Source organism: Clostridium sardiniense (assembly GCF_050584765.1).
In the GTDB taxonomy this organism is placed as follows: Bacteria; Bacillota; Clostridia; order Clostridiales; family Clostridiaceae; genus Clostridium; species Clostridium sardiniense_A.
Genome location: NZ_JBNOOR010000001.1, coordinates 236,369 through 261,637 on the forward strand (window position 1 = coordinate 236,369; position 25,269 = coordinate 261,637).

Below are 25,269 nucleotides of genomic sequence, written 5' to 3' on the forward strand. Positions count from 1 at the left end.
AAGGATTGGTGAGAATGATGAAAAATACTGGATTTAAAGAAAACTTCCTATGGGGAGGAGCTGTTGCTGCTAACCAATGTGAAGGAGCATGGAATATAGATGGAAAAGGAGTAAGTACAGCAGATGTTGCTACAGGAGGTGCTGTAGATAAAGCTAGAGAATATACTGAGGGAGTAATAGAAGGAAAGTACTATCCATCTCATGAGGCGATAGATTTTTATCACCACTATAAAGAAGATATTAAATTATTAGCTGAGATGGGTTTTAAGTGTTTCAGAACTTCAATAAATTGGACTAGAATATTCCCAGTTGGAGATGAAGAAACTCCAAATGAAGAAGGATTAAAATTCTATGATAATTTATTTGATGAATGCTTAAAGTATGGAATCGAGCCAGTAGTTACTATTTCACATTATGAAATGCCATATGGATTAGTTGAGAAATATGGAGCATGGAGAGATAGAAGACTTGTAGATTTCTATATGAATTACTGCAAGACTATATTTAATAGATATAAAGATAAAGTAAAGTATTGGATGACTTTTAATGAAATTAATGTATTAGCATTACATCCATTTATTCCAGCAGGAATAAGATTTAAAGAAGGTGAAAATAAATTACAAGTATGCTATCAAGCAGCACACCATCAATTCTTAGCAAGTGCTAAAGCAGTAAAACTTGGACATGAAATAAACCCAGAATTTAAAATAGGATGTATGATACTTTATCCTCAAACTTATCCTGAAACTTGTAATCCAAAGGATGTTCAAGCTGCCAATGAATTTATGGATACAACATACTTATTTGCAGATGTACAAGTAAGAGGATACTATTCAAATAAAGCTAAGAAGTTCTTTGAAAGAAATGATATAGAGATTAAGATGGAAAATGGGGATGAAGAAATCTTAAGAGAAGGAAAGGTTGATTATATAGGATTTAGTTACTATATGACAATTGTAAAATCAGCTAATGGAGAAGATCAAACTGGAGGGAATATGTTAGGGGGAGTTAAAAATCCTTACCTAAAAGCTTCAGATTGGGGATGGCAAGTAGATCCTGAAGGATTTAGAATTTCATTAAATAATCTATATGACCGTTATCAAATACCACTATTCTGTGTGGAAAATGGATTAGGTGCTGTTGATAAGGTAGAAGAAGATGGTTCAATAAATGATGATTACAGAATTGATTATTTAAGAAGACATATAGTAGAAATGAAAAAAGCAGTAGAGATAGATGGTGTTGACCTAATGGGATATACTCCTTGGGGATGTATTGATTTAATTAGTGCAGGTACTGGAGAAATGAAAAAACGTTATGGATTTATCTATGTAGATAAAGATAATGATGGTAATGGAACATTAGAAAGATCAAGAAAGAAGAGCTTCTATTGGTACAAAAAAGTAATCGGATCAAATGGAGAAGAATTAGATTCTATATAAAATAATAAGTGCAAAGATTAGAAAGCTATAAAACTTAGATAGAAAGTAATATTTGCATAAATAAAAAGAAGGTGTATTAAGTTGACTTTTAAAATCAATTTAATACGCCTCTTTATTTTATTAATTTATTATAATTTAGGGCTTATATTTCATACTAAATTAGTATTATATCATTAGGCTATTTACCTAATTTAACTAAGGCACATCCTTGTATTGCTTTAATGTCATTATCTTTGCAGTACTGCAATATTTGATCGCTCTCAGCACCAGGTTGAATTAATACATTTTCTATACCAAGTTCTTTAGCTTCTTCAATAAATTTTAATCCATCCCTAGAATTAATACATAAATCTATAGCATCAATTTTAGAAGGAACATCATGTAAAGATTTATAAGCATTATCTCCACCTTTAGGATAAACTCCAGACACATTATAATCTTTATCCTTAAATTTCTTTAGAATCTTATAAGCATATTTTTCACTATTTGTTACATCTCCAATAACAACCCAATTTTTAAATGAAGTTATATCTTTAGTAGTCATATTAAACACTCCTTTCATATAATAAGTATTTTACAAACAGCTATAAAATATTTATTTTGTAGCTTAGATGCTTATTTTAGTTATTTTTATAATATAAAAAATTATTTATTTAAAGAGAGTGTAAGATGTATCTCCTCTTATATATTTTAATGATCCAACTGTAGAGTCTGAGGCAGTTAGATATCCTAAATCTCCGTTATCAAATTTTACACTTTCATAGCTATAATCAATATCATTTCCTTTAATGTTTTCAGGTGTAGGAATAAGTTCAAAAGAATTCTCCATAGGTTTATAAGGAGTTTCAATCAATAAATTATCCTTTAGCGTGTATATATACATTCTTTCACTTGAAATATTATGAAGTTGTATTATAGTACCATCCTTATTTACTGATACTACACAAAGATTATCACCTTGAGTAGAGATACAATTAATTGGTTCCAAGTCAATACTTTTAATTACCTTTGAAGATTTTGTATCAAATACAAAAAGTCCAAAAGATCCATGAAAAATAATAATATCATCAGATGCATAATCAAGTATAGCCATATCTGCACCTAGGGTATCTTTTGAAGATATTTTAAGTTCTGTAGGTTCAATTTTTAAATCAGTATTTTCAATGGTCTTTTTATCATCTACAAAATTACAACTAATAATTAGAGATGAAAGAATTAATGTAAATAGTATTAATATAAATTTTTTCATTATTATCTACTCCTTTTTATAATAAACTTTTAATACAAATGATAAATGAAATATATTTAAAATATATGTTAATTATACATATTTAGGAATTGATTTCCAAATGGATAGTTGTTGAAAATATATTTTAAATAAGCATCATATTTTATATAGAAAAGTTTGTATCAGGATTATATGAATATATAATAAGTTAAATGGAAAACTAATCTATGAGGTGATTGTATGTCAAAGAGTAGATTAACAGGAAAAGTAAATCCTTATATGATGGGAAACTATACAAAAGGTGCTGTACAAAGCTTTGAAGAAAATATAGTAGAGCAAACAGATTACTTAGAGAAAGTAGATAAGGATTTAAAGAATAAAGAAAAATAAATGAATTAATAAACAGTAAGTATATTTATATGTGAATAAGTATACTTACTGTTTTTTTATTGTGGATTTTAAAATAATAGGATAAGAAATTATTTTTAGATTTAGACTACCGATTTGAATATATAAGATTAAATAATAATTCAATATTAAAAAGTAATATTGAATCCTATATATTTACATATTATTAATAAAATGTAATAATTTTAATTGAGGGAAAAGTTTACGTAAAAAGAGAAAATAGTAAAAAATTAACGGTTAACTTCGAGTCGAGGACTATAGTATCATCAATAGCAACTCCAATATTTGAATATAGTTCTAAAAAAGGATAGATGAGTGGAGATACTAATACAGGACATTCATATGTCACAGATAGAAAGTGTAAGATTGGGGGCTGTGGTAGATATACAAAATAAGTATGCAAATTAACTTAGAGGTTATATAGCTAAATCGGGACAAGCTCTATATATTTTAGGAAGATGTAGTTATATTGCTATGTGTTCTTAAATTATATAAATAGAGGGGGGAGAAAGTTTGAAGATTTTTATTAAAAAACTATATAATTTTATAAAAATAAATTGTTCATTATTTCTATGCTTTATTTCGGTAACAATATTTTTGTTTATGATGGTATCCAACTATTCATCAACTAAAGAGTTAAATACAATAGCAAGGGGGTTTTTAACTGTAAATTCTCAAGAATTTAATGTTAGTGGAGATATAAGTGCTTTAGAGTTTGAAAAATCTATAAAGGAGAATCTCCCTAGGAATGGAGCTGTATTTAGAAAAGGTTTTGACCAGGAAGAGATTATAGGAATCTATAATAAGAAAGGGTTTAAGTCTCCACCGTTAATAAAAGGGAGGTTTTTAGATGAAGAGGAATCCTTTGGAAATAAAATGCTTGCTGTTATTGGACAAGGTTTACAATATGGGGTGGAAATAAAAGATAACAAAGAATGGATAAAAATTAATGGAGATAGTTATGAGGTTATTGGGGTTATTGGTGCAGAATATGAGAGTAGATTAGATTCTATGATTTTTATTCCGCTTAGATTAGTTAATGAAATATACAGTATCAATGGAAATATTATAGTGGATGGAATTAAAAATTCAGAAATTTTTATAGATAAAGTTAAATCTGAGACAGGGGGAAAAGTTGAATTTAATAAAATTGAAGGCTCGGAGATGACGGTGGGTACTTTAGATCCTTTAACAGGAAAGAGTACGGAGGAAGTAATAAACTCAAATGATTTAGATAAAAATTCTATGACTTCATATATGTATTTAATTATGTTTATATCAGCTATGCTTTGTGTAATTTCAATAAGTATTTATTGGTATGAGAAGATGAAGAAAGAAATTATAGTTTGTAATATGTTGGGTTTTTATAAGAAGGAGATTATTTTTAGGTGTATTAAAAAATACATGGCAATAGCTATTATGGGGAGCATAGTAGGAAGTCTTATTTCAATAGTAATTCTCAGCATAATATAAAGAAAGTAGGTGATATATATGAGAAGAGTAATTAAAGAAGTTATATGGAATTTTAAACAAAGTTTTATATCTAATATTATATTAATATTTCAACTTTCAATTTGTTTTTGGTTAATCTGTATGATTTGTAATAGTTTTTTTGATATGGGTTTTAAAGAATATTATAAAGAGTATATAAAAGACAATAAAATATATTATCAATTAGCATTTTATAAGCCACCACTTATAAATAGTGATGCTAGAAGTCTAGAGAATGCTAAGGCGTTTATAAATGAGTTGCGAAATCAAGATGATTATATTTATACCAAATATAATGCAGAACAGGATATGCTTATTAAGCGTGATGAAATGGAAAAAAGAGGTGTAGAAGATAAAGATATAAATCAGTTTATATCTAGTGAATCATATGATTTTAGCTCAATAAATTTAGCTAGTTATCAGATGGATAGATCAGGTTTTGAATATTTTAATTTTAAAATGTATGATGGTAGAAGCTTTAATGAAGATGATTATATACTAGAATCTGAATCAGATAAATTACCAATAATTCTTGGATATAATTATAAAGATATATTTAATATTGGAGAAAAAATTAAGTATATCTATGCTGGAAAGGAGATGGAAGGAGAAGTAATTGGAATATTAGAAAAGGATTCCACTATCTTTAATGATAATAAACATTCAATGCCTTTAGACAATAGGGTAATCCTACCATTAGCAGATTTTAAATATATTGCTAAAGATGGTGAAGAACAATTTAATCAGTCTAGTGTCTATTCACAGATGTTAAGTGGAGCTAATATTATAGCCTCTATTAATTCAAATAATATTGATATTACAAGAAATATCTATGACATATGTAATAGATACGATTTTATGAAATATGATCCTTCAATAACAGCTACAACAAATGGACTTTCGATGTTTAAAGGGGAATCAGAGCAAGCGGTTAAAATAATATTTATTATGCTAGTAGTAATGACCATTTTTTGTATTTTTACATTTATAATGAATATGCATAATAAGATAGAAAAAAATATGAGAAGATATTTAATTCAGATATTGCAGGGAGCATCTATAAAACATATTATGGTAACCTATTTATTAGAAACATTTATTGTAATATTACTATCGCTAGGCATTAGTGGATATTTATTAAGAAAAGAAATAAGTATAAGTTATATATTCCTCTTATTATTATCAGCATTAGCATTTATAGTTGCAATTATAACTAGTGCTACAATAGCTTATCGTATAAAGAATCTAGATTCAGATAAATTATTAAGGAGGGAATAGTTGTGAGTTTTATTGAATTAAAAAATATTATAAAGAAGTATGGGAAAGATGATTCTACTGTTATAGCATTAAATGGATTAGATTTATTTATAGATAAGGGCGATATGGTAGCAATAATAGGTAAAAGTGGTTCAGGAAAATCAACATTATTAAATATATTGGGAGGTTTAATTACTTTTGATGAAGGTGAGTATATATTTAATAATAAAAAGATAAATGGAAGTAAAGGAAAAGAATTAGTGAAATTTCGTAGAGAAAATATAAGTTTTATCGTTCAGGATTTTGCCTTAATAAATAATATGACTGTATTTGATAATATAGCATTACCTTTAGAGTATCAAAAGATATCAAAGAAAGAGATAAAGAGAAGAGTATTAGAAGTTTTAGAGCAACTAGATATTAAAGAAAAGGCTTATAAGTATCCAAATGAAATATCAGGAGGACAAGCTCAAAGAGTTGCAATTGCAAGAGCTATTGTAAAGAATCCTGAATTAATATTAGCTGATGAGCCTACAGGAGCATTAGATCAAAAAACTGGAGATAAAGTAATAGAGATTCTTAAAGATTTAAACATGAGAGGAAAAACTATAATTATAGTAACTCATGATTTAAATATAGCAGAAAGTTGCAAGAAAATAATACATGTACAAGATGGAAAAATAATATAAAAAATCTTTTTTAAACTAAAATAACTATACTATAGAAATTTTATAGTATAGTTATTTTAATCTTAAATCTAAGATAAATAATATAATAATTATTTTAACAAATGATAATGAGTATTTTGGCTATCATTTTTTAGAGGGAAGAAGAATAGAAGAATAGGTAAAATAAATACAGGTAATTCTGCAAAGTTTATTCCTATAAATGACAGCACAATTAGAATGCAGGTTACAATTAATAATATTATAGCAGGAAGTTTTTGTTTTATATTATTAGTTTTCATTATTTTATTCCTCCTAATAGATACATCTATTCTTATGTTAATAATACCATTAATTATATATAATTACATTTATGTAAGAGAAAAATATTAAATTTAAAAGTTTATTAACAATACTTTTATTTGAATTTACTAGTATTAAATTGAGTAAAATATATTGAGGTGATCGGTATGTTTTGCAATATAAGATTAGGGTTACTTACAATTATTATAAGTTTAACACCCTTATTATCGGGCTTAAGTTATTATGATTCATATAAGCATGATATACAAGGAGTGAGCATTAATTATAAAAAAGATAATAAATTATTGGCTAAGATACCAGAAGCCAATATTGAACTATACTCTTTAGATTCAGAAAAGGCTGTAGAAAAGAATGGAGAGTATAGGGAAATAATGCTTAAGGTAAATGATAAAAAGAAAGAATTTTCTTGGCATGTTGATATTGGCGAATCCTTTAAGCCACTATTAATATTAAGTGATATAAATAGTGATGGAGTAGAGGAATTAATTATAATAATAACTACAGGACATGGAACAGGAGTATATACACAAGAAGTACATGTTTTTAGATTGAATAGCTTAGATGAAATAAAGGTTATAAATCCACTTAAAGTAATATCTAAAAATATCAAAACACAAATGACTAAAAAAGATAACAATATTAATATTAAAGTTGATATTAATAGAAAGCTATTTAAGAAATCAATAAAGAAATCAGAATCAGATTTATGGTTTGATGATGTTTATTTTGGGAATATTATAAATTATGATGTGGCTAACAATAAATTAATTGCTACAATAGCTGCAGGTGCATCACCAACATTACGTTTTGGAGAAGTTGTAATAAATTATATATTTAAGGATGGAGTATTACAGCCAAGCAATATATTTTTTAGAGAGTATAAAGAATAAAGAGTACAATTTATTTGTACTCTTTTATTATATCCTCTGTGAATTTGTAGATTAGTTTATCATAATCTTTCTCATCATATTTATCTTCTAAACTTTTTTTGTTTTCCTCAAAATATGTAGCTTTATCTTCTAGTAATTTATTAAATTCTATATCAGTTATGGAATCTAAATTCATATCTTTTGATATTTCAGTAAAAGCACTTTTTATAGAATCCTCATGTTTAGAAATTTGGTCATTAACCATAGATTTTAATGCTTCTTCCCAATTATCAAATCCACCAATAGGTCTGTTGTCTTGCTTCTTATCTTCATTTTCATCTTCAGTTTTGAAGAAGTTCATAAATGCCATTTGTATCTCTCCTAAATTAAATAGTTTAATTAATGATATTATACTCCTTTAAATAGTTATTTCAACTTACTATAGAAAGAAATAATGTAAAAAATAGGTTAAAAATATGATTTCATTAGTAAAAGAATAATTTACATAATTATTTAAATGAAAAAGGATTAATTAAAGAAATATCATCATATATTTTATAGAGGGGTGATATTATGAATAAGCTAGATATTGTGATGTCTATGAATATAATAAATTTAAAGTTTTTGATTATGATAGTATTTATATGTGGTTTATTTGCTTTTGTAAATGGAATACTTAAATCATTAAATTTATACTCTAAGGCAAATTTAATTAATAAATGTAGCAATTTTATATTTGTTTTTGGATGTACATTTATATCTATTAAATTAGTAATTTCATTGATTACAATCTTTAAATAGAAAAAGGATTTTAGAATATTTAAGGATTTAACATATTAAAAAGGTTGTCAACATGACAACCTTTTTAATAATTTATATATTATTTTATTATGTTACTGGCTTTGTGTATAAGATCTAAAAATTCAAAATGAAGCTCAAATAAATTATAAAATGCAAATAACAAGCCAAAGATTGATAAGAATATACAAGACATCTTGCCAAGGATATCCTTACCCATATACTTCATTATTAAATACATGGTTCCAAGAATAAATAGCATGAAAATATAACACTGCATCACGGACAAAACACAACCTCCCTATTTTAAAATAGAATTATAAAATTATAATAAGTAGATTCTGATAACTTTTTTATTACTTAAATAAAGAATTAATATAAGTATATTTTACATTTAGAAAAATTATGTAATAAATTTTATGATAAATATTTTGAGAATTAGATTTATAAATAAAATTTGTTTATTTATAAATTTTATTTATATTTTAATTAAAATTACTAATTGACTTATAAATTCCTCTAATATATTATGATATAGTCATAATTAAGGGAGGGGTAGCTTTTTGGAATATACAATTAAAGAAGTAGCAAATAAAACAAATTTATCAACATACACAATAAGATACTATGAGAAGGAAGGGCTCCTACCAACCGTAAGTAGAGATAAAGCTGGAAACAGAGTTTTTTCAGATGATGATTTAGAGTGGATTTCTATAGTTTGTTGTCTTAAAAATACTGGTATGCCAATTAAGGATATAAAGACTTATATGGATCTTAAAAAAGAAGGGGATTCAACTTTAGAAGTTAGAAGAACTATAGTTACAGATCACAAAAAAGCAGTAGAAGATAAGATATCTCAACTTATGAAAGAACTTAAAAAAGTAAATGAAAAAGTTAAGTATTACGATACAGCTTGCGAAGATGGAACAGAAGCTTTCGTAAAAAATAAGTGCAAAGTTAAAAAGATAAGAATGAAATAATGATAAAAAATTTTCAAATATTGCAAGTATTATTGATAAAAAAATATATGTAAGAAAAATATAGTATTAAATAAAAAACTCCTCTCAAAATTTATAAAAGAGAGGAGTTTGCTTTGTTTATAACTAATATTATTTAATTCTTGGACAAAGAATCATTAAGGATTTGTGTTTAATGAATTTTATTTACCACTGGCGGTATTTGATTCTTTAAATACTTTATATCCCCAATCTTCAAGAGCATGAAGTACAGGACACAAAGATTTACCAAGATCAGTTAATGTATATTCAACTCTAGGAGGAATCTCATTATATTGTTTTCTTGAAACTAAATTATGCTCACTAAGTTCATTTAAAGAGCGAGACAGCATAATGCTAGAAATACCATCTAAATTTCTTTGTAATTCATTAAATCTCACAGTGCCAAGTTTAGAAATTTCCCACATAATCTGTAATTTCCATTTTCCATTTAATATATTTAGAGCATATTTTATTGCAAACTCTCTTTCAGAATAATTTTTTATATGACAATCTGACATAAGTAAACCTCCATTACTAACTTTTTTGTTACCTACTTAATAAACTTTCAGTACTTGTTTTATATTAATTGAATTACTATAATAGCTTATATAAAAAAGTAATCATTGTAAAGCTAGCTTATATAAATATTATTTTAATAGTAAATCATTTATAGACTTAGAAGTGAAAATTAAAATTAAGGTTATAAATATGTATTTTGTGTAGTTGTTACACGACATATTAAGAGGAGTGTATTAGAGATATGATGAAAGTTGATAAGGAAAAGTGTATAGGTTGTGGACTATGTGCAAAGGATTGTTTTGTTAATGATATCAAAATAGTCGATAAAAAAGCTGAAATTAATAATGTAACATGTATTAAATGTGGACACTGTATAGCAATTTGTCCAAAGAATGCAGTATCTACAGATGAATATAACATGGATGATGTAAAAGAATATGATAAAGAAACATTCAATATAGAACCAGAAAATCTTCTTAACTTTATTAAATTTAGAAGAACTATAAGAAACTTTAAAGATAAAAAGGTAGAAGATGAAAAACTACTTAAGATTATAGAAGCTGGAAGATTCACTCAAACAGGAAGTAACAGCCAGAATGTTTCATATATAGTAGTAAAAGACAACATAGAGGAATTAAGAGGATTAGTGCTAGAGAGTCTTAAAAACCTAGGTGAATATATTCTAAATAGCAAAGACGAACAAAATAAACAATATAAGAGATATGCACAAATGTGGCTACAAATGTATAATAATCATAAAGAAAACCCTGATGGCGAAGATAACTTATTCTTCAAAGCACCAGCTCTTATAGTTGTTGTTTCAGATTCACCAGTAAATGCTGCACTCGCTTCTTCAAATATGGAGCTTATGACAGATGCATTAGAACTTGGAACATTCTTTAGTGGATTTTTTGTAAGAGCTTCAAATGATGATAAGAAGATTAGAGAATTCCTAGGATTACAAGAAGGTAAGCAAATAGTTACTTGTATGGTAATTGGATATCCAAATGTAACATATAAGAGAACTGTACCTAGAAAAGATGCAGTTATATCATGGAAGTAAAATTGGATCTTTAAAAATTGATAGCATTGATCAGTACTTATATTTAAATTAAAATATAAAAATCACAAATTATAGAACTCTACATTACACGTATAAGTTCTGGTAATATAAATAATGCTGTAACATTTTAATGTTACAGCATTATTTATTATTCTTTATGTACAATACCCTCTAACTTAGAATTAGTATCTTCTAGTGTAGAATCAACATTTTCTAGTTTGTTATTATAGTTTTCTAATATAGAAGTACAATTAGGGCATCTAGTTGCTTTTAGATCAATTTCAGTAAAGCAATATGGACAATCTTTGGTAGTAGCTACTTCCTCTTTCTTTTTTATAGCTAAACATTTAAATTTATTAATCTGTCTTATAACTATGAAAATAGAGAAAGCTATAATTAAAAAGTTTATAACATTATTTAAAAATAAACCATAATTAATAGTGGCTACCCCTGCAGCTTGAGCTTCTTTAAGTGAATTAAAGTGCTGTCCACTTAAATTTATGTATAGATTAGAAAAATCTACTTTACCCACTAAGTTACCTATGATTGGCATTATAACATCATTAACAAGTGAAGTAACTATTTTACCAAAAGCACCACCAATAACAACACCAATTGCTAAATCTACTACATTACCTTTCATAGCAAACTTTTTAAATTCATTCCACATATTAAAATTCCTTTCTTTTAAGATTATTTTAAAGTATAATAATCATCTAATTTTATCTAATTTGCAATTAATATTGAATAAAATTAAAAATTATACAAAAATAAATGCTTAGAGGTATTATAACATTAAAATTCTTATTATGCATAAAATAATTTTTTTAAATTTATATAAAACTTTAAAAACTAAGCTTAAATATAAGAAAGATATGATACCATTATAATAAATAAAAAATTGCTTATAGAGGGTGTGAGACAGATGAAAAAATTCGATTATAATAAACTAACTGGGATAGTAATTACAAGAGATGATTTTGAATATGAAGAGAGCAGATTATCTTGGAATAGAGCGATTCAAAAATACCCATTAGTATTTGTATATTGCACAGAAAAAGAAGATATTATTAATGCAATAAACTGGGCTAGGGAAAATGAAGTAGAAATAAGAGTAAGATCTGGATGTCATAACTATGAAGGTTATTCAACAGGAAATGATGTATTAGTAATTGATGTTAGTAAGATGAATAACATTCATATTGATGAAGAAGATAATAAAGTTACAATAAATGCTGGAGTTCGTAATAGAGAATTATATGAAGCTACAGGAAAATTAGGATATCCATTTCCAGGTGGAGGATGTCCAACAGTTGGAGTTATAGGATTTGTTTTAGGGGCAGGCTGGGGATATTCAAGTAGATTGTTTGGATTAGCTTGTGATTCTTTAGTAGAAGTTGAACTTATAGATTATAAAGGTGATATTATAATTGCAAATGAGGCAGAAAATAAAGATTTATTCTGGGCATGTAGAGGTGGTGGAGGAGGAAACTTTGGAGTAGTTACCTCTATGACATTTAACCTACCAAGCAAGATTAAGATGGCCACATTAATAAGCATTGAGTATCCTCATATAGATATTGAAAAGAATATTGATTTAATTGAAACTCTACAAAATACATATAAAACCTTAGATAGACGTATGAACTTAAAGACTGGGATATATAATTCAAAGGAAAAAGGAAGAGGAGTACGTATTACAGGATTATTTTATGGTAATAAAGAAGAGGCTAATAAGGCTTTAGAGCCTCTTAGAAATGTTACTAGTAGAGTGAATTTTGACTTAGATTATATAACTGTATTGGATGCAAATAGAGAGATACAAGATAGTCATCCAGATTACGAGAAATATAAATCAACAGGAAGATTTGTTTGTAGAGATTATACTAGAGATGAAATAAGAGAACTTATTAAATTACTAGAAGATAGACCTGAAGGTTCAGTATATGCAGCTCTTTCATTTTATGGACTTGGAGGAGCAGTATGTGATATAGATAAAGATGCTACAGCTTTTTATTATAGAGATGCTAAATTTATCATGGGACTACAATCAGTTTGGGAAGAAGATAAATATGCACCAATAAACAGGGAGTGGGTTAAAGAACAATTTAAATATATGAAAGAAATGACTACAGGATCATTTGTTAACTTCCCTATAGCGGAACTTCCAAATTATGAAGATGAGTATTACGGAAATCATGCAGAAAAATTAAGAGAAGTAAAAGCGAAATATGATCCACAAAATATATTTGAATTTCCACAAGGAATAACAGTAGACAATAAAAATATATAAAATAATATAAGAAAAATGCTAGATTTATAATCTAGCATTTTTTATTTAAGATATCTAGTAAATTTTGATAAGCGTTAAAAAAGTTTATGTTAAACATACTATATATGTAGGGAATTTTAATAAAACAAAAAATTACGACTGTTAAGTTATGGCACTAACTTTAGTCATATTAATTCGATAAATAACTATATAATTTTTAAAATTATATTTTAAAATTAAATATTTTATGGTATATTATATAGATATTATATAATAATCACTATTATATAATTAGGATATTTAATGATGAAGTTAGAAATTAGGAGAGTGTATATATATGAAACTAGATATGGAAAAATACTTAAAGGTTAGAAAGGCTCAAGCACAAGGAGCTAGAACTATAGAAGAACTTAAAGGAATATCAGATATAGTTATTGAAAATGCTGATGAACTTAAAGAGGTAGAAGCACTACTACAAAATGTTTGTAAGTGTAAAAATGTATCAGTAGATACAGTAGTAAATGCTGTTAAAAATGGTGCAGATACTGTTGAAAAAGTTGGTGAAGCTACTGGAGCAGGTACTGCATGTGGAAGATGTAAAGGAATTATATCAAACATCATAGAGATTAAGAGATAATTAATTTTAATTACCTAGCCTTAGAATTTAGTTATATTAAATTCTAAGGCTTTTTTATTTACAGTTTTCTATTACTTTTCTTTAACTTATAAACTTTGTAGCCTACAAAGCAGATAACAAAGATAATAGCTAAAATAAATATTATATCAATTATTCCAAAATTATGTCCTGATAAGGCTTTAGTTACTTCTTCACCTTTATACAAAAGCATATCCTCCTAAATTATAAATATAGTTTATATAGAATAATTATTAGTTTAAAAAATTTCATTATATGTATATTAAAGATGATTTATGTAAGGTAATTCTTTATTATATGGAAAGACAATGTCTTTATAATGTATTTCAAATGTGAAAAAAGTATTACAAATGTTAAAAAAATATTAATTATGTGATATCCTAATATTTGTGGTTAGGAGGTGACATAAGGATGAATAAAATTTTAAAAAATACAATAATATTTATACTTTCTATTAGTATTACATTTTTAATATTTTATCTTTGCCTAGATAATATATTTGCTAGATTAAGAATAGTTACTTCAGATGTGTCTTTATTAGCCTTAAAGATTTTTATTGGAAGTATAATATATTTATTTATTTGTATTATCATAAATAAAAAAGTTACTAAATTTGAATTAAATATGTTTTTTATATCATATTTTTTACTCTTAATAATGGTTATATTTAAAGAGGATCACTTATATGTAAGACAAGTTATGAGTTTAGGTGATGGAAATAGCCCAGGTATAGGTCACTTGGTAAGTATAATTACTATTATTGGGGGAAATTTAATAGCTTATATTCCCATTGGAATTGCAATGAAATTAAATTTTAAAAATATTACTAATGTCTGGTTAATCATAATTTTTTTCATATATATTTTAGTAATAAATTATATTAATTATATATCTAGATTAGATATATTTTATATTAATAATGTTATATTAAATTTCGTTGGATTTTATATAGGGTTAATAAGCTTTAATCTACATAACAAAAAGAAATTAAATAAGTAAATAGTGATATTTTATACATGGAATAAAATTAGTGTAAAGCTTGACAGGTTAGGGTAGTGTGAGATAATTATATTAAATTATTTATTGAAAAAATGCTAAAATTATACTTTCAAGAAAGCAGTTGATTTTAAATGTGTAGCATTAAAAAACTAAAAAATTTAATAGATATAGACTTACTAGAAAGTATTCAAAATAGGCTAGCTGAGATAACTGGACTTGCTTTTAATATAGTAGATTTTAGAGGAGAGCCTATGAACGAATACTCAAACTTTTGTGATTTTTGCAAAGAAATGCGAAGTACAGAAGAGGGAATGAAACTGTGCTACGAAGCAAATGCACATGCAGGGCTTGAAGCTGCAATAAGGCAGAAACCATATGTTTTTAAATGCCCAGCTGGATTAGTTGATGTAGCTACACCGATAATAATTAATAACCACTATATTGGAGCTATTTTTTTTGGGCAGGTAAGAACAAATAATGATGAAATTGATACAATAAAAGAATCTAGAGATTGCATGAAACTTATAAAAAAGAATGATAAATTAAAGAAATATTATGATGAAACTAAATTTATAGATTATAAAAAGATAGAATCTATACATTCATTAGTAAGTATATTTATAAATCAATTAGTAGAGAAATCAGAATTAGAATTAATAAAAGAAGAGGCAAACTTTAATAATATAAAATTGCATAGAGAGATTGAGGAGAATAAGAAGCTTAAAAATGAATTAATCATCTCTAATCTTAAGCTATTACAAACTCCAATTAATTTAAATTTTGAACTTAACATATTAAACTCTATATCTAATCTTGCAGTCATTGAAGATGCACCAAGGGTTAAAGAGATGAGCCATTACTTAGCAGATTTAACTAGATATTCTTCAAAAAATATAGGCTGTGAAGTAACATTAGAGGAAGATATAGAGAATATTATTACATATTTAAAAGTGCAATCAATAAGATTTGGAAATAGAATAAAATATAATATTAATATAGACGAAAATATAAAAGATATAAAAATACTTCCAATGGTTTTACTATCATTTATAGAGTATTCAATAACAAAGGGATTAGCCCCTAAAATTGAAGGAGGAACTATATCTATAAATGGAGAAGTTTTAGAAAATAATGCCATAATAACAATTGAAGATAATGGAATAGGCATTTCGGAAAATGAATTATTTCATATATTGAATGGAATCTATAATGAGAAAACTATAGGAGCAAATATATATGGTATAAATGATATGCTTGTAAATTGTTATGGTGAAAAATATAGAGTTCAGATAGCCAGTAGGGATAATATAGGAACAATAATAAGAATAAAATTTCCTTTGAATAAGTGATAAATAGGGGGAGTCTTATGATTAATGTAATACTTGCAGATGATGAGAATTTAGAAATAGAAGCATTAAAGATAATCATAAATAAAAAGTTTAAGAATGCTCGTGTTGTTGGGGTAGCGAACTCTGGAGAAGAAGCTTTAAATCTAACTGAAAAATTAAATCCAGATGTTATATTTATAAGTGCATCAATACCAGGAATAAATGGGTTTGATGTGGCTAAGATTATAAAAAAGAAATATTATGATAAAAAGATAGTACTTATGAGTATTTATGATGATTTTGAATTTGTTAAAAAGGCACTTAAGATAAAGGTAGATGATTATATTTTAAAGCCTATTAGAGCTGAAAAAATAGTTGAGGTATTAGATGAATTCATAAATACTGATAAAGATTATTGTATTGATAGAAATAAGAATAATTTTCTTGAAGGTTTAAGAGAAGGTGATTATAAGAAGTCTAAGGGCAACTTAGGCGAGCTAATAATCAATCTAAAAGAACTTAGTATGTGCGCGGCTAAGGATTATTATGAGCAGATACTTTGCGATATAAATGATGCTGTCACCTTTAGAAATAATAAAATAAATAAGGCTATAGAATATAAGAATACTTTAAGAAGTTGTACAAGCATAAATGATATAGAGAATAATTTAATAACTATATTAGATGATTTATTTGATATTTTAATAAGTGAAGAAGATGGAAGTAGTGACTATGAATTAAAATATATTTTAAATTATATAGAGAAAAACTTTAGAAGTAATATAATGCTTCAAGATGTAGCAAATCATATTAAAGTTAGTACACCTTATTTAAGTAAGACATTTAAAAAGCATATGGGAACTAATTTTAATAGATATGTTACCAATAGAAGAATTGAAGAGGCTAAGTATATGTTATCTAATACAAATATTTCTATAAGTGATTTAACCTTTAATATAGGATATAATGAACCAAATTATTTCTGTAAGGTTTTTAAGAAAATAGAAGGAATGACACCACTAGAATATAGAGAAAAATTTAAGAATACATAATTTATAAATTCAAAACTTATTTTTAAAATATATGGTACAAAATTAACATACTTAGATAAAAAAATATCATTAGATTTTAAAAGTACATAAAATTAAGCTATTTAGAAAAAAAGTATACTAAAGTGGGCAATTAAGTATTAAAGAAATCAAAAAAATTGAGGTAGTATAAATATATAAGAAAAATTAATTTAAGTAAACGTATTACTGAAGGATAAATTTTTTCAATATTCTGAAATATAAGAAATTGGATTAGCGATTTAGGAAAAGGCTTTAAAGGTATTATTAAGAGTTTATATTATCTATTGGTTAAATTTTATTATCTTGCGAAGTTTTTGGATGAGGCTACAACTAAAGCTTTTAGTGGGTACTCAATGTCTCAAAAGCTAATTATAGATGGTGAAATTCCAAGGTAAGAACGTGACAAACAATTTATAAATATGTATCTTGAAACTGCAGGTAGTTTATTATTATCCTAATGTATACAGAAGTAAATTTATCTCTTTGGATAAAGGGGATTAAGGTGGCTTATAAAGAGGATTAGATAAACTTTATAGAAGTAGTTTATAGAAGTAAAATGATTAAAAGGCTCTGCGGTTAAAGAAATATTTTTGTTATAATATTACTTTAAGGCAGAGCCTTTTTAAAATACTTATATATTTAAAGCTAAATAAGTATTTTAAAAATAATATGCTATAAACTTTAATTCTAAATAATGTACTATCTAATATAGAAAAGTAATATAGAATTAAGTTAAATAAAATTAAAGTATTTAGGGGGAAGAGACGTGTTAGTATCACTTAGTAATAGAATATATTACTTACCACACAATGAAGAAACAGATAGACCAGTATTAGGTTATGTAAGAGGAGATAAATATTCGCTTATGATTGATGCTGGAAATTCAGATAAGCATGTAAGAGCATTTATGGAGGAAACTCAAAAGAATAATTTACCGTATCCAAATTATGTAGGTATTACCCATTGGCATTGGGATCATACTTTTGGACTTTCTTCTATTAAAACAACTGCAATTGCAAGTAGAGTTACCAACAATCAGCTTAAAAGAATGACTTTATGGAAGTGGGATGATAAATCCATGGAAGATAGAGTTAAAACGGGTCATGAAATTGAATTTTGTGATAAGATGATAAAAAAAGAATATGACGATAGAGGTTACATAGAGGTAAGAACAGCAGATATAGTTTTTGATGACGAGTTAACTTTAGATTTAGGCGGAGTTAGCTGTAAAATTATGAGAATCGGAGGATCTCACTCTAAGGATTCTACAATTTATTATATTCCTGAAGAAAAGGTTTTATTTTTAGGGGATGCTTGTTGTGAAGATATGTATAACGGAGAGCCACATTTCCGTATGGAGAAATTATATAAATTAATTAAGGATTTAAAAAATATTGATTTTGAAATATGTATTGAAGGACATAGTGAGTATACAACTAAAAAAGAATTAATTGAATATTTAGAGAGTGAGCTTAAGATAGAAAATATAAACTAATAAAGACATATTCAGAACATCAGAAGATATACAAAGTACATTTTAAGAACTTGAATTTGTTTAAATGGGATTAAGCTATCTAAAAGCTTAATCCTTTTATGTATTTATAAAATATATAGTATAAATCTATATTAAATAGTAATTTATGTAGATTTAAGAATTATATAAGATGAATCTATATTAAACTAGGGAGGTAAGTGATGTGAAATTAGTAAATGAGGTAGCAAGCCTTGCAGGAATCAGTAAAAGGACACTTCAGCATTATAATGACATTGGGCTCCTTGTAGCAAGTGAAAGTACGAAAGAGAAATATTTAGAGTATAGTAATAGGGATGTTGAGAGGCTTTGGAAGATTCTTTTATATTTAGAACTTGATTTTACTATTGAGGAAATAAAAGAAGTATTAGATGGAGAAAAGCTTAAAGAAGAAGCCATACTTAAAGAGCATAAGAATATTTTACACAATAAGAGAAAACGTTTAGAAGGACTTATAGATTCTATTGATAGTGCTCTTTTAGGAGAATTTAAAGAAAGTATGCTAGAAGATTTTAATAAAAATCGGGTAATAAGAATTGAGGAAACATGCAGGATTGATGAATTCAAAGAGGAATATTTAAAAAATAGTAAAGCAAAGAAAAGCAAAGGGGATGATGTTTTGGAATCAAATTTATTAGCAATAAAGACAGAGGGTGAAAAAATTTATGATTCATTTGTAGAGGTAATGCCTTATGGAGTAGAAAGTAAGAAGACACAAGTAGTTATGGAGGATTTTCAAAAGTATATGAATGATACTTTCTCTATATTTTCAATTGAAGAATTTGAAAGGCTTAGCGAAGTTTACATAAAAGATAAGAGTTTTAGCACTATATTAGATAGTAAAAAGACAGGCCTTGGAGAATTTATAGGACAAGCTATAGTATATTGGTTTTAAAATAAAATTCACATAAAAAATACCTTTATTAATATAGATAAGGGTATTTTTTTATATTAAATTATAGTAGGAATTAATATGAATTTTGGAATATAATTAAATTTTCCTAAAGGTTATAAAATGTTAAATTATATATTAAATTAAAAGTTTTATAGTTAAAAGAAATTTAATTATATATGATTAAATATGAATAATAGATATTTATCTATAAATATTTTAATAAGTTCTTTAAGTTATTCACCAAATATTAAGCCTATGTTAATAGTATAGTCTTTGAGTCAAACCTTACATCGGGGATATAATTAATCTATAAGAAATTATAGGAGGATAGTAATGGATAATAAAACATCTAATATATATGAGGTGATACAAGCTTTAAAGCTAAGAACTGTATTAGAAAGTGTTTTAGTTGGAGCTATTGCAGGACTTATAGTATCTTTATATAGGCTTGTACTTAAGTATTTCGGAGGCTATGGTTTAAAAGCTTATGAATTTATGGGAACTCATAAAATATATATTATTTTAGGGCTTATAGTGTTATTAATTATAGGATATGCAGTTGGACTTATTCTAAAACATGACCCTATGATAGGTGGTAGTGGTATTCCACAGATTGAGGGTTTATTAAAGGGATATTTTGATATAAAAAATCCAGTTAAAGTTCTTATAGGAAAATTTGTAGGTGGTGTTCTTGCAATTGGTGCTGGATTATCACTTGGAATAGAAGGACCATCTATTCAATTAGGAGCTAGTGTTGCACATATTTATGGAAATATAACTAAAAGATTAAAACTTGAAAAGAGATTTCTAATATCAGCAGCATCAGGTGCTGGACTTGCAGCTGCATTTAATGCTCCCTTTGCAGGAGTAATGTTTGTTCTTGAAGAGGTTCATAGAAGCTTTTCACCAATTCTATTTGTATCAGCTATATCAGCTTGTGTGAGTTCAGATTTAGTTACATGGATATTCTTTGGTGGACAACCTATTCTAGATGTACATAAATTATTAGTATTACCATATCAATATTACATATTATTAATAATACTTGGGATAATAGTTGGAGTATGTGGAGCCTTATATAATAGTACTCTACTTAAAACAATAGATATCTATAAAAAGATAAATGTGTCTTTACAGGTAAGAATGATGATTCCATTTGCAATTGTATTAATATTTGGACTATACCTTCCAGAAGTTTTAGGTGGAGGTAATGATCTTATAAATCATATTTTAGTAAATGGAGTAGTATTAAAATTTGCAGTTATATTATTAGTAGGTAAATTTATATTATCTATGACTAGTTTTGCATCTGGTATTCCAGGAGGAATATTATTTCCATTATTAACACTTGGAGCTTTAGTTGGAGTGATATTTGGACAGGTATCAATGGACATACTTGGAGGAGATAGTGGATTTATAATTAACTTTATTCTTCTTGCAATGGCAGGCATGTTTGCATCAATAGTTAGAGCACCTATAACAGGACTTGTTTTAGTATGTGAAATGAGCGGGTCATTTACTCAGCTTGGACCACTTGCTGTAGTTTGTGGTGTTGCATATTTAGTTGCAGATTTACTTGGAAGTGAGCCAGTATATGAGTCATTATTAAAACTTAGAATAGCATATCAAAAAAATGATAATCTTGAAAAGGATGCAGGGAAATCTGTTGTTGAATATGTTGTGGATTTAGGTTCACCTATTGTTGGTAAAAGATTAAAAATGATTAAATTAGTGGATAACGCATTAGTTATTACTGTTAAGACAGCAGGAGAAGAAATAATTCCTAATGGAAATACTATAATAAGAGCAGGAGATACTATAACAGCTTTAGTAGATGAGGGTGATGAATCTAATTTAAGAGAGCAATTAGAATCTTTATGTAAACTATCGTAAACTTATATTTATAAAATTAAAGGTGATAACTTTATTACAGCTATCACCTTTAATTTTTTATTTATATCTTTAGTAGCCTTCTTCAAAGCTAACTATTTTTTCAGGAAGTTTCCCATCTAATACTTGCTTTATATTTTCGCAAGCTATATCAAAAATAAAATCTTTAGTCTGTGGTAGAGTAAATGCACCAGTTATATGTGGTGTTACTAAGGCAGTAGGTATACTCCATAATCTGTGATCCTTTGGAAGAGGTTCTGGGTCTGTTACATCTAAAGCAGCACCACCTAATTTACCTGATATAAGAGCATCACAAAGAGCTTCTGTATCTATAGAGTTGCCACGACCAACATTTATAACAAAGGCACCATCTTTTAAAGAATTTATAGTTTCTTTTGATAAGAATCTATCTGTCTTTTTAGTATTTGGAAGAGATAGCGCAATTACATCTCCACGAGAAAGAACATCTTTACATTCATCTTGAGTATATACTTCATCTAAAAAGTCTGGTTTCTCACCTTTAGTTCTACGAATTCCAATAACATATGCTCCAAGAGCTTTAAGTTTTTTAGCATATCTTGAACCAATATCTCCAATACCTACACAGATTACTGTACTGCCACTAATCGAAGTTATTAAGCCAGCACTTTCCCATAACCCTTCTTTCATATGATCTCGATATATTGGAAGCTTTTTTATCATACTAAGATGCATAGCAAGCATATATTCAGATATTGCAAAACCATAAGCACCAGATGCATTAGCTAAAATTACATCATTATTTGCATATATACTTCTATCTGTATAATTATCGGCTCCAGCACTACAAAGTTGTAAAAATTTAAGAGAAGTAGCTTTTTTAAGCTTTTTAGGGTCTACGTTTCCAACTATTATAGTATATTGATTTAGGTCTCCTACAGGAGTCTCTCCACCTCTAAAAACAATTTCTGTATTGCCACAAGCTTTTTTAAACTTTTCTTTTTGTGAATCATCAGTACTAATTAAGACTGCAATTTTATGCATATTATAAACCTCCTTTAATCCTAAATACCTATTTATAAGTAATTATAGCATTTATAAATAGTAAGAAAGAGATAAAGTTATTATATCCAAGGCTATTATATGTTATAGCTTTAGAAAAGGTTTGCATAATAAAGGGTTTGCATATACAATAATACATAATAAATTTTATAAATGGGAGTTGAGGATTCTTGAATAATACTTTAAATATAATAAAGGATAAAACATTAACTTATGAGCAAAAAGTTTTATCTCTTGCTAGAGAAGCTGAGAATTCATTAGATGTACTAAATATTTCAAAAGAGATTCAAAGTTTAAGAGATGAAGGTGTAATATGTGATTTATACGAAGGAAATGCACCTTATAGACCTAGATATATCTGTCCAGATTATGAGAAATTTATCAAAGAAGGAAGTGAATTTCTTAATCTAAATCCACCAAAGGATATATGGGAAGCTACAACTAATTTACTTATTTTGTACAAGCATGTACCATCTATAACTTCTATGCCAGTATACATAGGAAATATTGATACTCTTTTAGAGCCTTTTGTAGTTGATGAAGAGGAGGCTTATAGAGCTATAAAATTATTTTTACTTCAAATAGATAGAACAATAACTGATTCTTTCTGTCATGCAAATATAGGTCCTATAGAAACAAAAGCTGGAAGACTTATATTAAAGGCGCAAAGAGAGCTTGAAACTGCAATACCAAATATAACTTTAAAATATGGTAAAGAAACATCAAAAGAATTTGCTATAGATTCTATAAATACAGCTTTAGTTACAGCTAAACCAAGCTTTGCAAATGATGAGATGTTCTCAAAGGAATTTGCACCATATAAATATGCAATAGCTAGTTGTTATAACGGATTATACATAGGTGGAGGTAGTTACACTCTTGTTAGACTTAATCTTTATGGAGCATCTAAGAAGGCTAAATCTAAAGAAGATTTCTTAAATAGTGTATTACCTTATGTTATGGATCAAATGAGTGATTATATAGATAAGAGAATAAAGTTTATAGTAGAGGAGAGCAACTTCTTTGAAACTAATTTCTTAGTAAAAGAAGGGTTAATACACAAAGATAGATTTACAGCTATGTTTGGAATGTTTGGATTAGCAGAGTGTGTAAATAATCTACTTAATGCAACAGAATTAAAAGATAGATTTGGACATAGCGAAAAAGCAAACAAACTAGGTTTAGAGATAATAGATAAAATGTATGAGATAGTAAATAGCAGAGTTAATGAATATTGTGCTATTACAGATGGACACTTTTTATTACATGCACAAGTTGGGATAGATACAGACAATGGTACAAGTCCTGGCTGTAGAATACCTATAGGAGAAGAACCAGATTTACCTATTCATCTTCTACAAAGTGCTAAATTCCATAAATATTTCCCATCAGGTATAGGAGATATATTCCCATTTGAATCAACAGCAAAGAAAAATCCAGAAGCTATTCTTGATATAATAAATGGGGCATTTAAAGAAGGTATGAGATATTTCTCATTATATTCTTCAGATTGTGATGTAATAAGAATAACTGGATATTTAGTTAAGCTATCTGATATAAAGAAACTAGAAGAGGGAGAACAAGTACTTCAAGATACTGTAGTATTGGGGCTTGGAGCTGTTAAAAATTCTAGGATTTTAGATAGAAAGGTTAGAGAGAATGACTAAGGGATTAGTTAATAAGATAATTCCTTTTAGTTCAGTAGATGGTCCAGGAAATAGAACTGCAATATTTTTTCAAGGGTGTAATTTTAACTGCAAATACTGCCATAATCCTGAAACTATAAAAACTTGTATAGCATGTGGTAAGTGTGTAAATATATGTCCACATAGTGCTGTAGAACTTTTAAATGGTGCTATAAAATGGGATGAAGATAAATGTGAAAATTGTGGATTATGTCTTGAAAATTGTCCGAATAGTTGTGGACCAAGAACTAAATATATGAGTGTAGATGATGTTATTAGTGAGATATTAAAGGTAAAGCCATTTATATCTGGAATAACTGTATCAGGGGGAGAGTGTACTCTTTGGAGAGATTTTCTTGTAGAGTTATTTAAGAAGGTTAAGGAATTAGGACTTAGTATTTTTGTGGATTCCAATGGTTCTTTAGACTTTTCTGAAGATAAAGAATTTGTAGATCTTATAGACAAGGTTATGTTAGATATAAAATCATTTGATTCAAAAGAGCATGAAATGTTAACTAAGAGGAAAAATGATATGGTTCTTAAAAATGCTAAGTATTTAGCTAGTATAGACAAATTATTTGAGATAAGAACTGTTATAGTTCCAGACCTTTTAGACAATGAGAATAATGTATCTAAGATAAGTAATCTTTTAGTATCTTTAGATCCTAAGATAAGATATAAACTTATAAAATATAGACCTATGGGAGCTCGCAAAAATGAGGTTAATTCTAAAACTCCAACAGATGAATATATGAATTATTTAAAAGATATAGCTATTAAAAATGGGTGTAAAGAAATATTGATATTATAACTTATAGAGAATAACCTTCCAATTTGGAGG

Annotated in this window: 26 protein-coding genes and 1 pseudogene; 19 read left to right on the forward strand and 8 right to left on the reverse strand. The window is 26.9% G+C overall.

Annotated features, from left to right (window positions below; translation table 11 throughout):
* The first annotated feature begins 17 nt into the window (after nucleotides 1-17).
* Nucleotides 18-1,442 (forward strand): 6-phospho-beta-glucosidase, encoded by a 1,425-nt coding sequence (locus ACQPUW_RS01185; RefSeq protein ID WP_430837256.1) that lies wholly within the window; start codon nucleotides 18-20, stop codon nucleotides 1,440-1,442.
* A 178-nt stretch (nucleotides 1,443-1,620) separates the two neighbouring features.
* Here ACQPUW_RS01185 and ACQPUW_RS01190 read toward each other — a convergent pair whose 3' ends face one another.
* Nucleotides 1,621-1,986, reverse strand: coding sequence for a CoA-binding protein (locus tag ACQPUW_RS01190; RefSeq protein ID WP_430835668.1), 366 nt, complete (start codon nucleotides 1,984-1,986; stop codon nucleotides 1,621-1,623).
* Nucleotides 1,987-2,091: 105 nt separating this feature from the next.
* Nucleotides 2,092-2,691, reverse strand: coding sequence for a hypothetical protein (locus ACQPUW_RS01195; protein ID WP_430835669.1), 600 nt, complete (start codon nucleotides 2,689-2,691; stop codon nucleotides 2,092-2,094).
* A gap of 219 nt (nucleotides 2,692-2,910) precedes the next feature.
* Here ACQPUW_RS01195 and ACQPUW_RS01200 point away from each other — a divergent pair, with 219 nt between their 5' ends.
* The 4 genes from ACQPUW_RS01200 (at nucleotide 2,911) to ACQPUW_RS01215 (ending at nucleotide 6,515) form a co-directional block, all read left to right on the forward strand.
* The gene (locus ACQPUW_RS01200) at nucleotides 2,911-3,060 is read left to right on the forward strand and encodes a hypothetical protein (RefSeq protein ID WP_430835670.1); all 150 of its coding nucleotides are present in this window, start codon (nucleotides 2,911-2,913) and stop codon (nucleotides 3,058-3,060) included.
* Nucleotides 3,061-3,591: 531 nt separating this feature from the next.
* Complete coding sequence (locus tag ACQPUW_RS01205; RefSeq protein WP_430835671.1) at nucleotides 3,592-4,551, forward strand: ABC transporter permease; 960 nt, start codon at nucleotides 3,592-3,594, stop codon at nucleotides 4,549-4,551.
* An 18-nt stretch (nucleotides 4,552-4,569) separates the two neighbouring features.
* Nucleotides 4,570-5,847, forward strand: a complete 1,278-nt coding sequence (locus tag ACQPUW_RS01210; protein ID WP_430835672.1) for a hypothetical protein — start codon at nucleotides 4,570-4,572, stop codon at nucleotides 5,845-5,847.
* Between the two features lie 2 nt (nucleotides 5,848-5,849).
* Nucleotides 5,850-6,515: an ABC transporter ATP-binding protein gene (locus ACQPUW_RS01215; protein WP_430835673.1), complete on the forward strand. Its 666-nt coding sequence runs from the start codon at nucleotides 5,850-5,852 to the stop codon at nucleotides 6,513-6,515.
* Nucleotides 6,516-6,604: 89 nt separating this feature from the next.
* Here ACQPUW_RS01215 and ACQPUW_RS01220 read toward each other — a convergent pair whose 3' ends face one another.
* The gene (locus tag ACQPUW_RS01220; protein ID WP_430835674.1) at nucleotides 6,605-6,793 is read right to left on the reverse strand and encodes a hypothetical protein; all 189 of its coding nucleotides are present in this window, start codon (nucleotides 6,791-6,793) and stop codon (nucleotides 6,605-6,607) included.
* Nucleotides 6,794-6,961: 168 nt separating this feature from the next.
* Between ACQPUW_RS01220 and ACQPUW_RS01225 the strand changes: the two genes are divergently transcribed.
* Complete coding sequence (locus tag ACQPUW_RS01225) at nucleotides 6,962-7,705, forward strand: hypothetical protein (RefSeq protein ID WP_430835675.1); 744 nt, start codon at nucleotides 6,962-6,964, stop codon at nucleotides 7,703-7,705.
* Between the two features lie 10 nt (nucleotides 7,706-7,715).
* On the opposite strand, the gene ACQPUW_RS01230 is transcribed toward ACQPUW_RS01225, so the two are convergent.
* Complete coding sequence (locus ACQPUW_RS01230) at nucleotides 7,716-8,054, reverse strand: hypothetical protein (RefSeq protein WP_430835676.1); 339 nt, start codon at nucleotides 8,052-8,054, stop codon at nucleotides 7,716-7,718.
* A gap of 203 nt (nucleotides 8,055-8,257) precedes the next feature.
* Here ACQPUW_RS01230 and ACQPUW_RS01235 point away from each other — a divergent pair, with 203 nt between their 5' ends.
* Together ACQPUW_RS01235 and ACQPUW_RS01240 are read left to right on the forward strand one after the other, a co-directional pair.
* Nucleotides 8,258-8,485, forward strand: coding sequence for a hypothetical protein (locus ACQPUW_RS01235; RefSeq protein ID WP_430835677.1), 228 nt, complete (start codon nucleotides 8,258-8,260; stop codon nucleotides 8,483-8,485).
* Between the two features lie 560 nt (nucleotides 8,486-9,045).
* Nucleotides 9,046-9,462 (forward strand): MerR family transcriptional regulator, encoded by a 417-nt coding sequence (locus ACQPUW_RS01240; RefSeq protein ID WP_430835678.1) that lies wholly within the window; start codon nucleotides 9,046-9,048, stop codon nucleotides 9,460-9,462.
* 179 nt (nucleotides 9,463-9,641) lie between these two features.
* Here ACQPUW_RS01240 and ACQPUW_RS01245 read toward each other — a convergent pair whose 3' ends face one another.
* Nucleotides 9,642-9,998 carry a winged helix-turn-helix transcriptional regulator gene (locus ACQPUW_RS01245; protein WP_430835679.1) on the reverse strand — a complete coding sequence of 119 codons (357 nt, stop codon included), beginning with the start codon at nucleotides 9,996-9,998 and terminating at the stop codon, nucleotides 9,642-9,644.
* Between the two features lie 242 nt (nucleotides 9,999-10,240).
* Here ACQPUW_RS01245 and ACQPUW_RS01250 point away from each other — a divergent pair, with 242 nt between their 5' ends.
* The gene (locus ACQPUW_RS01250) at nucleotides 10,241-11,062 is read left to right on the forward strand and encodes a nitroreductase family protein (protein WP_430835680.1); all 822 of its coding nucleotides are present in this window, start codon (nucleotides 10,241-10,243) and stop codon (nucleotides 11,060-11,062) included.
* 229 nt (nucleotides 11,063-11,291) lie between these two features.
* On the opposite strand, the pseudogene mscL reads toward ACQPUW_RS01250, so the two are convergent.
* Nucleotides 11,292-11,732, reverse strand: a pseudogene (gene mscL, locus ACQPUW_RS01255) (large conductance mechanosensitive channel protein MscL); the annotation flags it as partial.
* Nucleotides 11,733-11,987: 255 nt separating this feature from the next.
* On the opposite strand from mscL, the gene ACQPUW_RS01260 reads away from it, so the two are divergent.
* Nucleotides 11,988-13,355 carry an FAD-binding oxidoreductase gene (locus tag ACQPUW_RS01260; protein ID WP_430835681.1) on the forward strand — a complete coding sequence of 456 codons (1,368 nt, stop codon included), beginning with the start codon at nucleotides 11,988-11,990 and terminating at the stop codon, nucleotides 13,353-13,355.
* A gap of 316 nt (nucleotides 13,356-13,671) precedes the next feature.
* Nucleotides 13,672-13,971: a (2Fe-2S)-binding protein gene (locus tag ACQPUW_RS01265; RefSeq protein ID WP_430835682.1), complete on the forward strand. Its 300-nt coding sequence runs from the start codon at nucleotides 13,672-13,674 to the stop codon at nucleotides 13,969-13,971.
* A 58-nt stretch (nucleotides 13,972-14,029) separates the two neighbouring features.
* Here ACQPUW_RS01265 and ACQPUW_RS01270 read toward each other — a convergent pair whose 3' ends face one another.
* The gene (locus ACQPUW_RS01270) at nucleotides 14,030-14,176 is read right to left on the reverse strand and encodes a hypothetical protein (protein WP_430835683.1); all 147 of its coding nucleotides are present in this window, start codon (nucleotides 14,174-14,176) and stop codon (nucleotides 14,030-14,032) included.
* Nucleotides 14,177-14,400: 224 nt separating this feature from the next.
* Between ACQPUW_RS01270 and ACQPUW_RS01275 the strand changes: the two genes are divergently transcribed.
* The 6 genes from ACQPUW_RS01275 (at nucleotide 14,401) to ACQPUW_RS01300 (ending at nucleotide 21,705) form a co-directional block, all read left to right on the forward strand.
* Complete coding sequence (locus ACQPUW_RS01275; RefSeq protein WP_430835684.1) at nucleotides 14,401-14,988, forward strand: hypothetical protein; 588 nt, start codon at nucleotides 14,401-14,403, stop codon at nucleotides 14,986-14,988.
* A gap of 131 nt (nucleotides 14,989-15,119) precedes the next feature.
* Nucleotides 15,120-16,337, forward strand: coding sequence for a PocR ligand-binding domain-containing protein (locus ACQPUW_RS01280; protein ID WP_430835685.1), 1,218 nt, complete (start codon nucleotides 15,120-15,122; stop codon nucleotides 16,335-16,337).
* Between the two features lie 17 nt (nucleotides 16,338-16,354).
* Nucleotides 16,355-17,368 (forward strand): response regulator transcription factor, encoded by a 1,014-nt coding sequence (locus ACQPUW_RS01285; protein ID WP_430835686.1) that lies wholly within the window; start codon nucleotides 16,355-16,357, stop codon nucleotides 17,366-17,368.
* A gap of 784 nt (nucleotides 17,369-18,152) precedes the next feature.
* Nucleotides 18,153-18,881, forward strand: coding sequence for an MBL fold metallo-hydrolase (locus ACQPUW_RS01290; protein ID WP_430835687.1), 729 nt, complete (start codon nucleotides 18,153-18,155; stop codon nucleotides 18,879-18,881).
* Nucleotides 18,882-19,083: 202 nt separating this feature from the next.
* Complete coding sequence (locus ACQPUW_RS01295) at nucleotides 19,084-19,812, forward strand: MerR family transcriptional regulator (protein ID WP_430835688.1); 729 nt, start codon at nucleotides 19,084-19,086, stop codon at nucleotides 19,810-19,812.
* 333 nt (nucleotides 19,813-20,145) lie between these two features.
* Entirely contained in the window at nucleotides 20,146-21,705 is a 1,560-nt protein-coding gene (locus ACQPUW_RS01300; RefSeq protein ID WP_430835689.1) for a ClC family H(+)/Cl(-) exchange transporter, read from the forward strand.
* 69 nt (nucleotides 21,706-21,774) lie between these two features.
* On the opposite strand, the gene ACQPUW_RS01305 is transcribed toward ACQPUW_RS01300, so the two are convergent.
* Nucleotides 21,775-22,725, reverse strand: a complete 951-nt coding sequence (locus ACQPUW_RS01305) for a D-2-hydroxyacid dehydrogenase (RefSeq protein WP_430835690.1) — start codon at nucleotides 22,723-22,725, stop codon at nucleotides 21,775-21,777.
* Nucleotides 22,726-22,913: 188 nt separating this feature from the next.
* On the opposite strand from ACQPUW_RS01305, the gene ACQPUW_RS01310 reads away from it, so the two are divergent.
* Both ACQPUW_RS01310 and ACQPUW_RS01315 read left to right on the forward strand, forming a co-directional pair.
* Nucleotides 22,914-24,410 (forward strand): YjjI family glycine radical enzyme, encoded by a 1,497-nt coding sequence (locus tag ACQPUW_RS01310; protein ID WP_430835691.1) that lies wholly within the window; start codon nucleotides 22,914-22,916, stop codon nucleotides 24,408-24,410.
* Nucleotides 24,403-25,239, forward strand: a complete 837-nt coding sequence (locus ACQPUW_RS01315; protein ID WP_430835692.1) for a YjjW family glycine radical enzyme activase — start codon at nucleotides 24,403-24,405, stop codon at nucleotides 25,237-25,239. The genes ACQPUW_RS01310 and ACQPUW_RS01315 overlap by 8 nt, the downstream gene beginning before the upstream one ends.
* The last annotated feature ends 30 nt before the right edge of the window (nucleotides 25,240-25,269 follow it).

Coding starts and splice junctions, on each gene's coding strand:
- ACQPUW_RS01185 (WP_430837256.1), top strand. CDS start 18: ATGAAAAATACTGGATTTAAAGAAAACTTCCTATGGGGAGGAGCTGTT.
- ACQPUW_RS01190 (WP_430835668.1), bottom strand. CDS start 1,986: ATGACTACTAAAGATATAACTTCATTTAAAAATTGGGTTGTTATTGGA.
- ACQPUW_RS01195 (WP_430835669.1), bottom strand. CDS start 2,691: ATGAAAAAATTTATATTAATACTATTTACATTAATTCTTTCATCTCTA.
- ACQPUW_RS01200 (WP_430835670.1), top strand. CDS start 2,911: ATGTCAAAGAGTAGATTAACAGGAAAAGTAAATCCTTATATGATGGGA.
- ACQPUW_RS01210 (WP_430835672.1), top strand. CDS start 4,570: ATGAGAAGAGTAATTAAAGAAGTTATATGGAATTTTAAACAAAGTTTT.
- ACQPUW_RS01220 (WP_430835674.1), bottom strand. CDS start 6,793: ATGAAAACTAATAATATAAAACAAAAACTTCCTGCTATAATATTATTA.
- ACQPUW_RS01225 (WP_430835675.1), top strand. CDS start 6,962: ATGTTTTGCAATATAAGATTAGGGTTACTTACAATTATTATAAGTTTA.
- ACQPUW_RS01230 (WP_430835676.1), bottom strand. CDS start 8,054: ATGGCATTTATGAACTTCTTCAAAACTGAAGATGAAAATGAAGATAAG.
- ACQPUW_RS01235 (WP_430835677.1), top strand. CDS start 8,258: ATGAATAAGCTAGATATTGTGATGTCTATGAATATAATAAATTTAAAG.
- ACQPUW_RS01245 (WP_430835679.1), bottom strand. CDS start 9,998: ATGTCAGATTGTCATATAAAAAATTATTCTGAAAGAGAGTTTGCAATA.
- ACQPUW_RS01250 (WP_430835680.1), top strand. CDS start 10,241: ATGATGAAAGTTGATAAGGAAAAGTGTATAGGTTGTGGACTATGTGCA.
- ACQPUW_RS01260 (WP_430835681.1), top strand. CDS start 11,988: ATGAAAAAATTCGATTATAATAAACTAACTGGGATAGTAATTACAAGA.
- ACQPUW_RS01265 (WP_430835682.1), top strand. CDS start 13,672: ATGAAACTAGATATGGAAAAATACTTAAAGGTTAGAAAGGCTCAAGCA.
- ACQPUW_RS01275 (WP_430835684.1), top strand. CDS start 14,401: ATGAATAAAATTTTAAAAAATACAATAATATTTATACTTTCTATTAGT.
- ACQPUW_RS01280 (WP_430835685.1), top strand. CDS start 15,120: ATGTGTAGCATTAAAAAACTAAAAAATTTAATAGATATAGACTTACTA.
- ACQPUW_RS01285 (WP_430835686.1), top strand. CDS start 16,355: ATGATTAATGTAATACTTGCAGATGATGAGAATTTAGAAATAGAAGCA.
- ACQPUW_RS01300 (WP_430835689.1), top strand. CDS start 20,146: ATGGATAATAAAACATCTAATATATATGAGGTGATACAAGCTTTAAAG.
- ACQPUW_RS01305 (WP_430835690.1), bottom strand. CDS start 22,725: ATGCATAAAATTGCAGTCTTAATTAGTACTGATGATTCACAAAAAGAA.
- ACQPUW_RS01315 (WP_430835692.1), top strand. CDS start 24,403: ATGACTAAGGGATTAGTTAATAAGATAATTCCTTTTAGTTCAGTAGAT.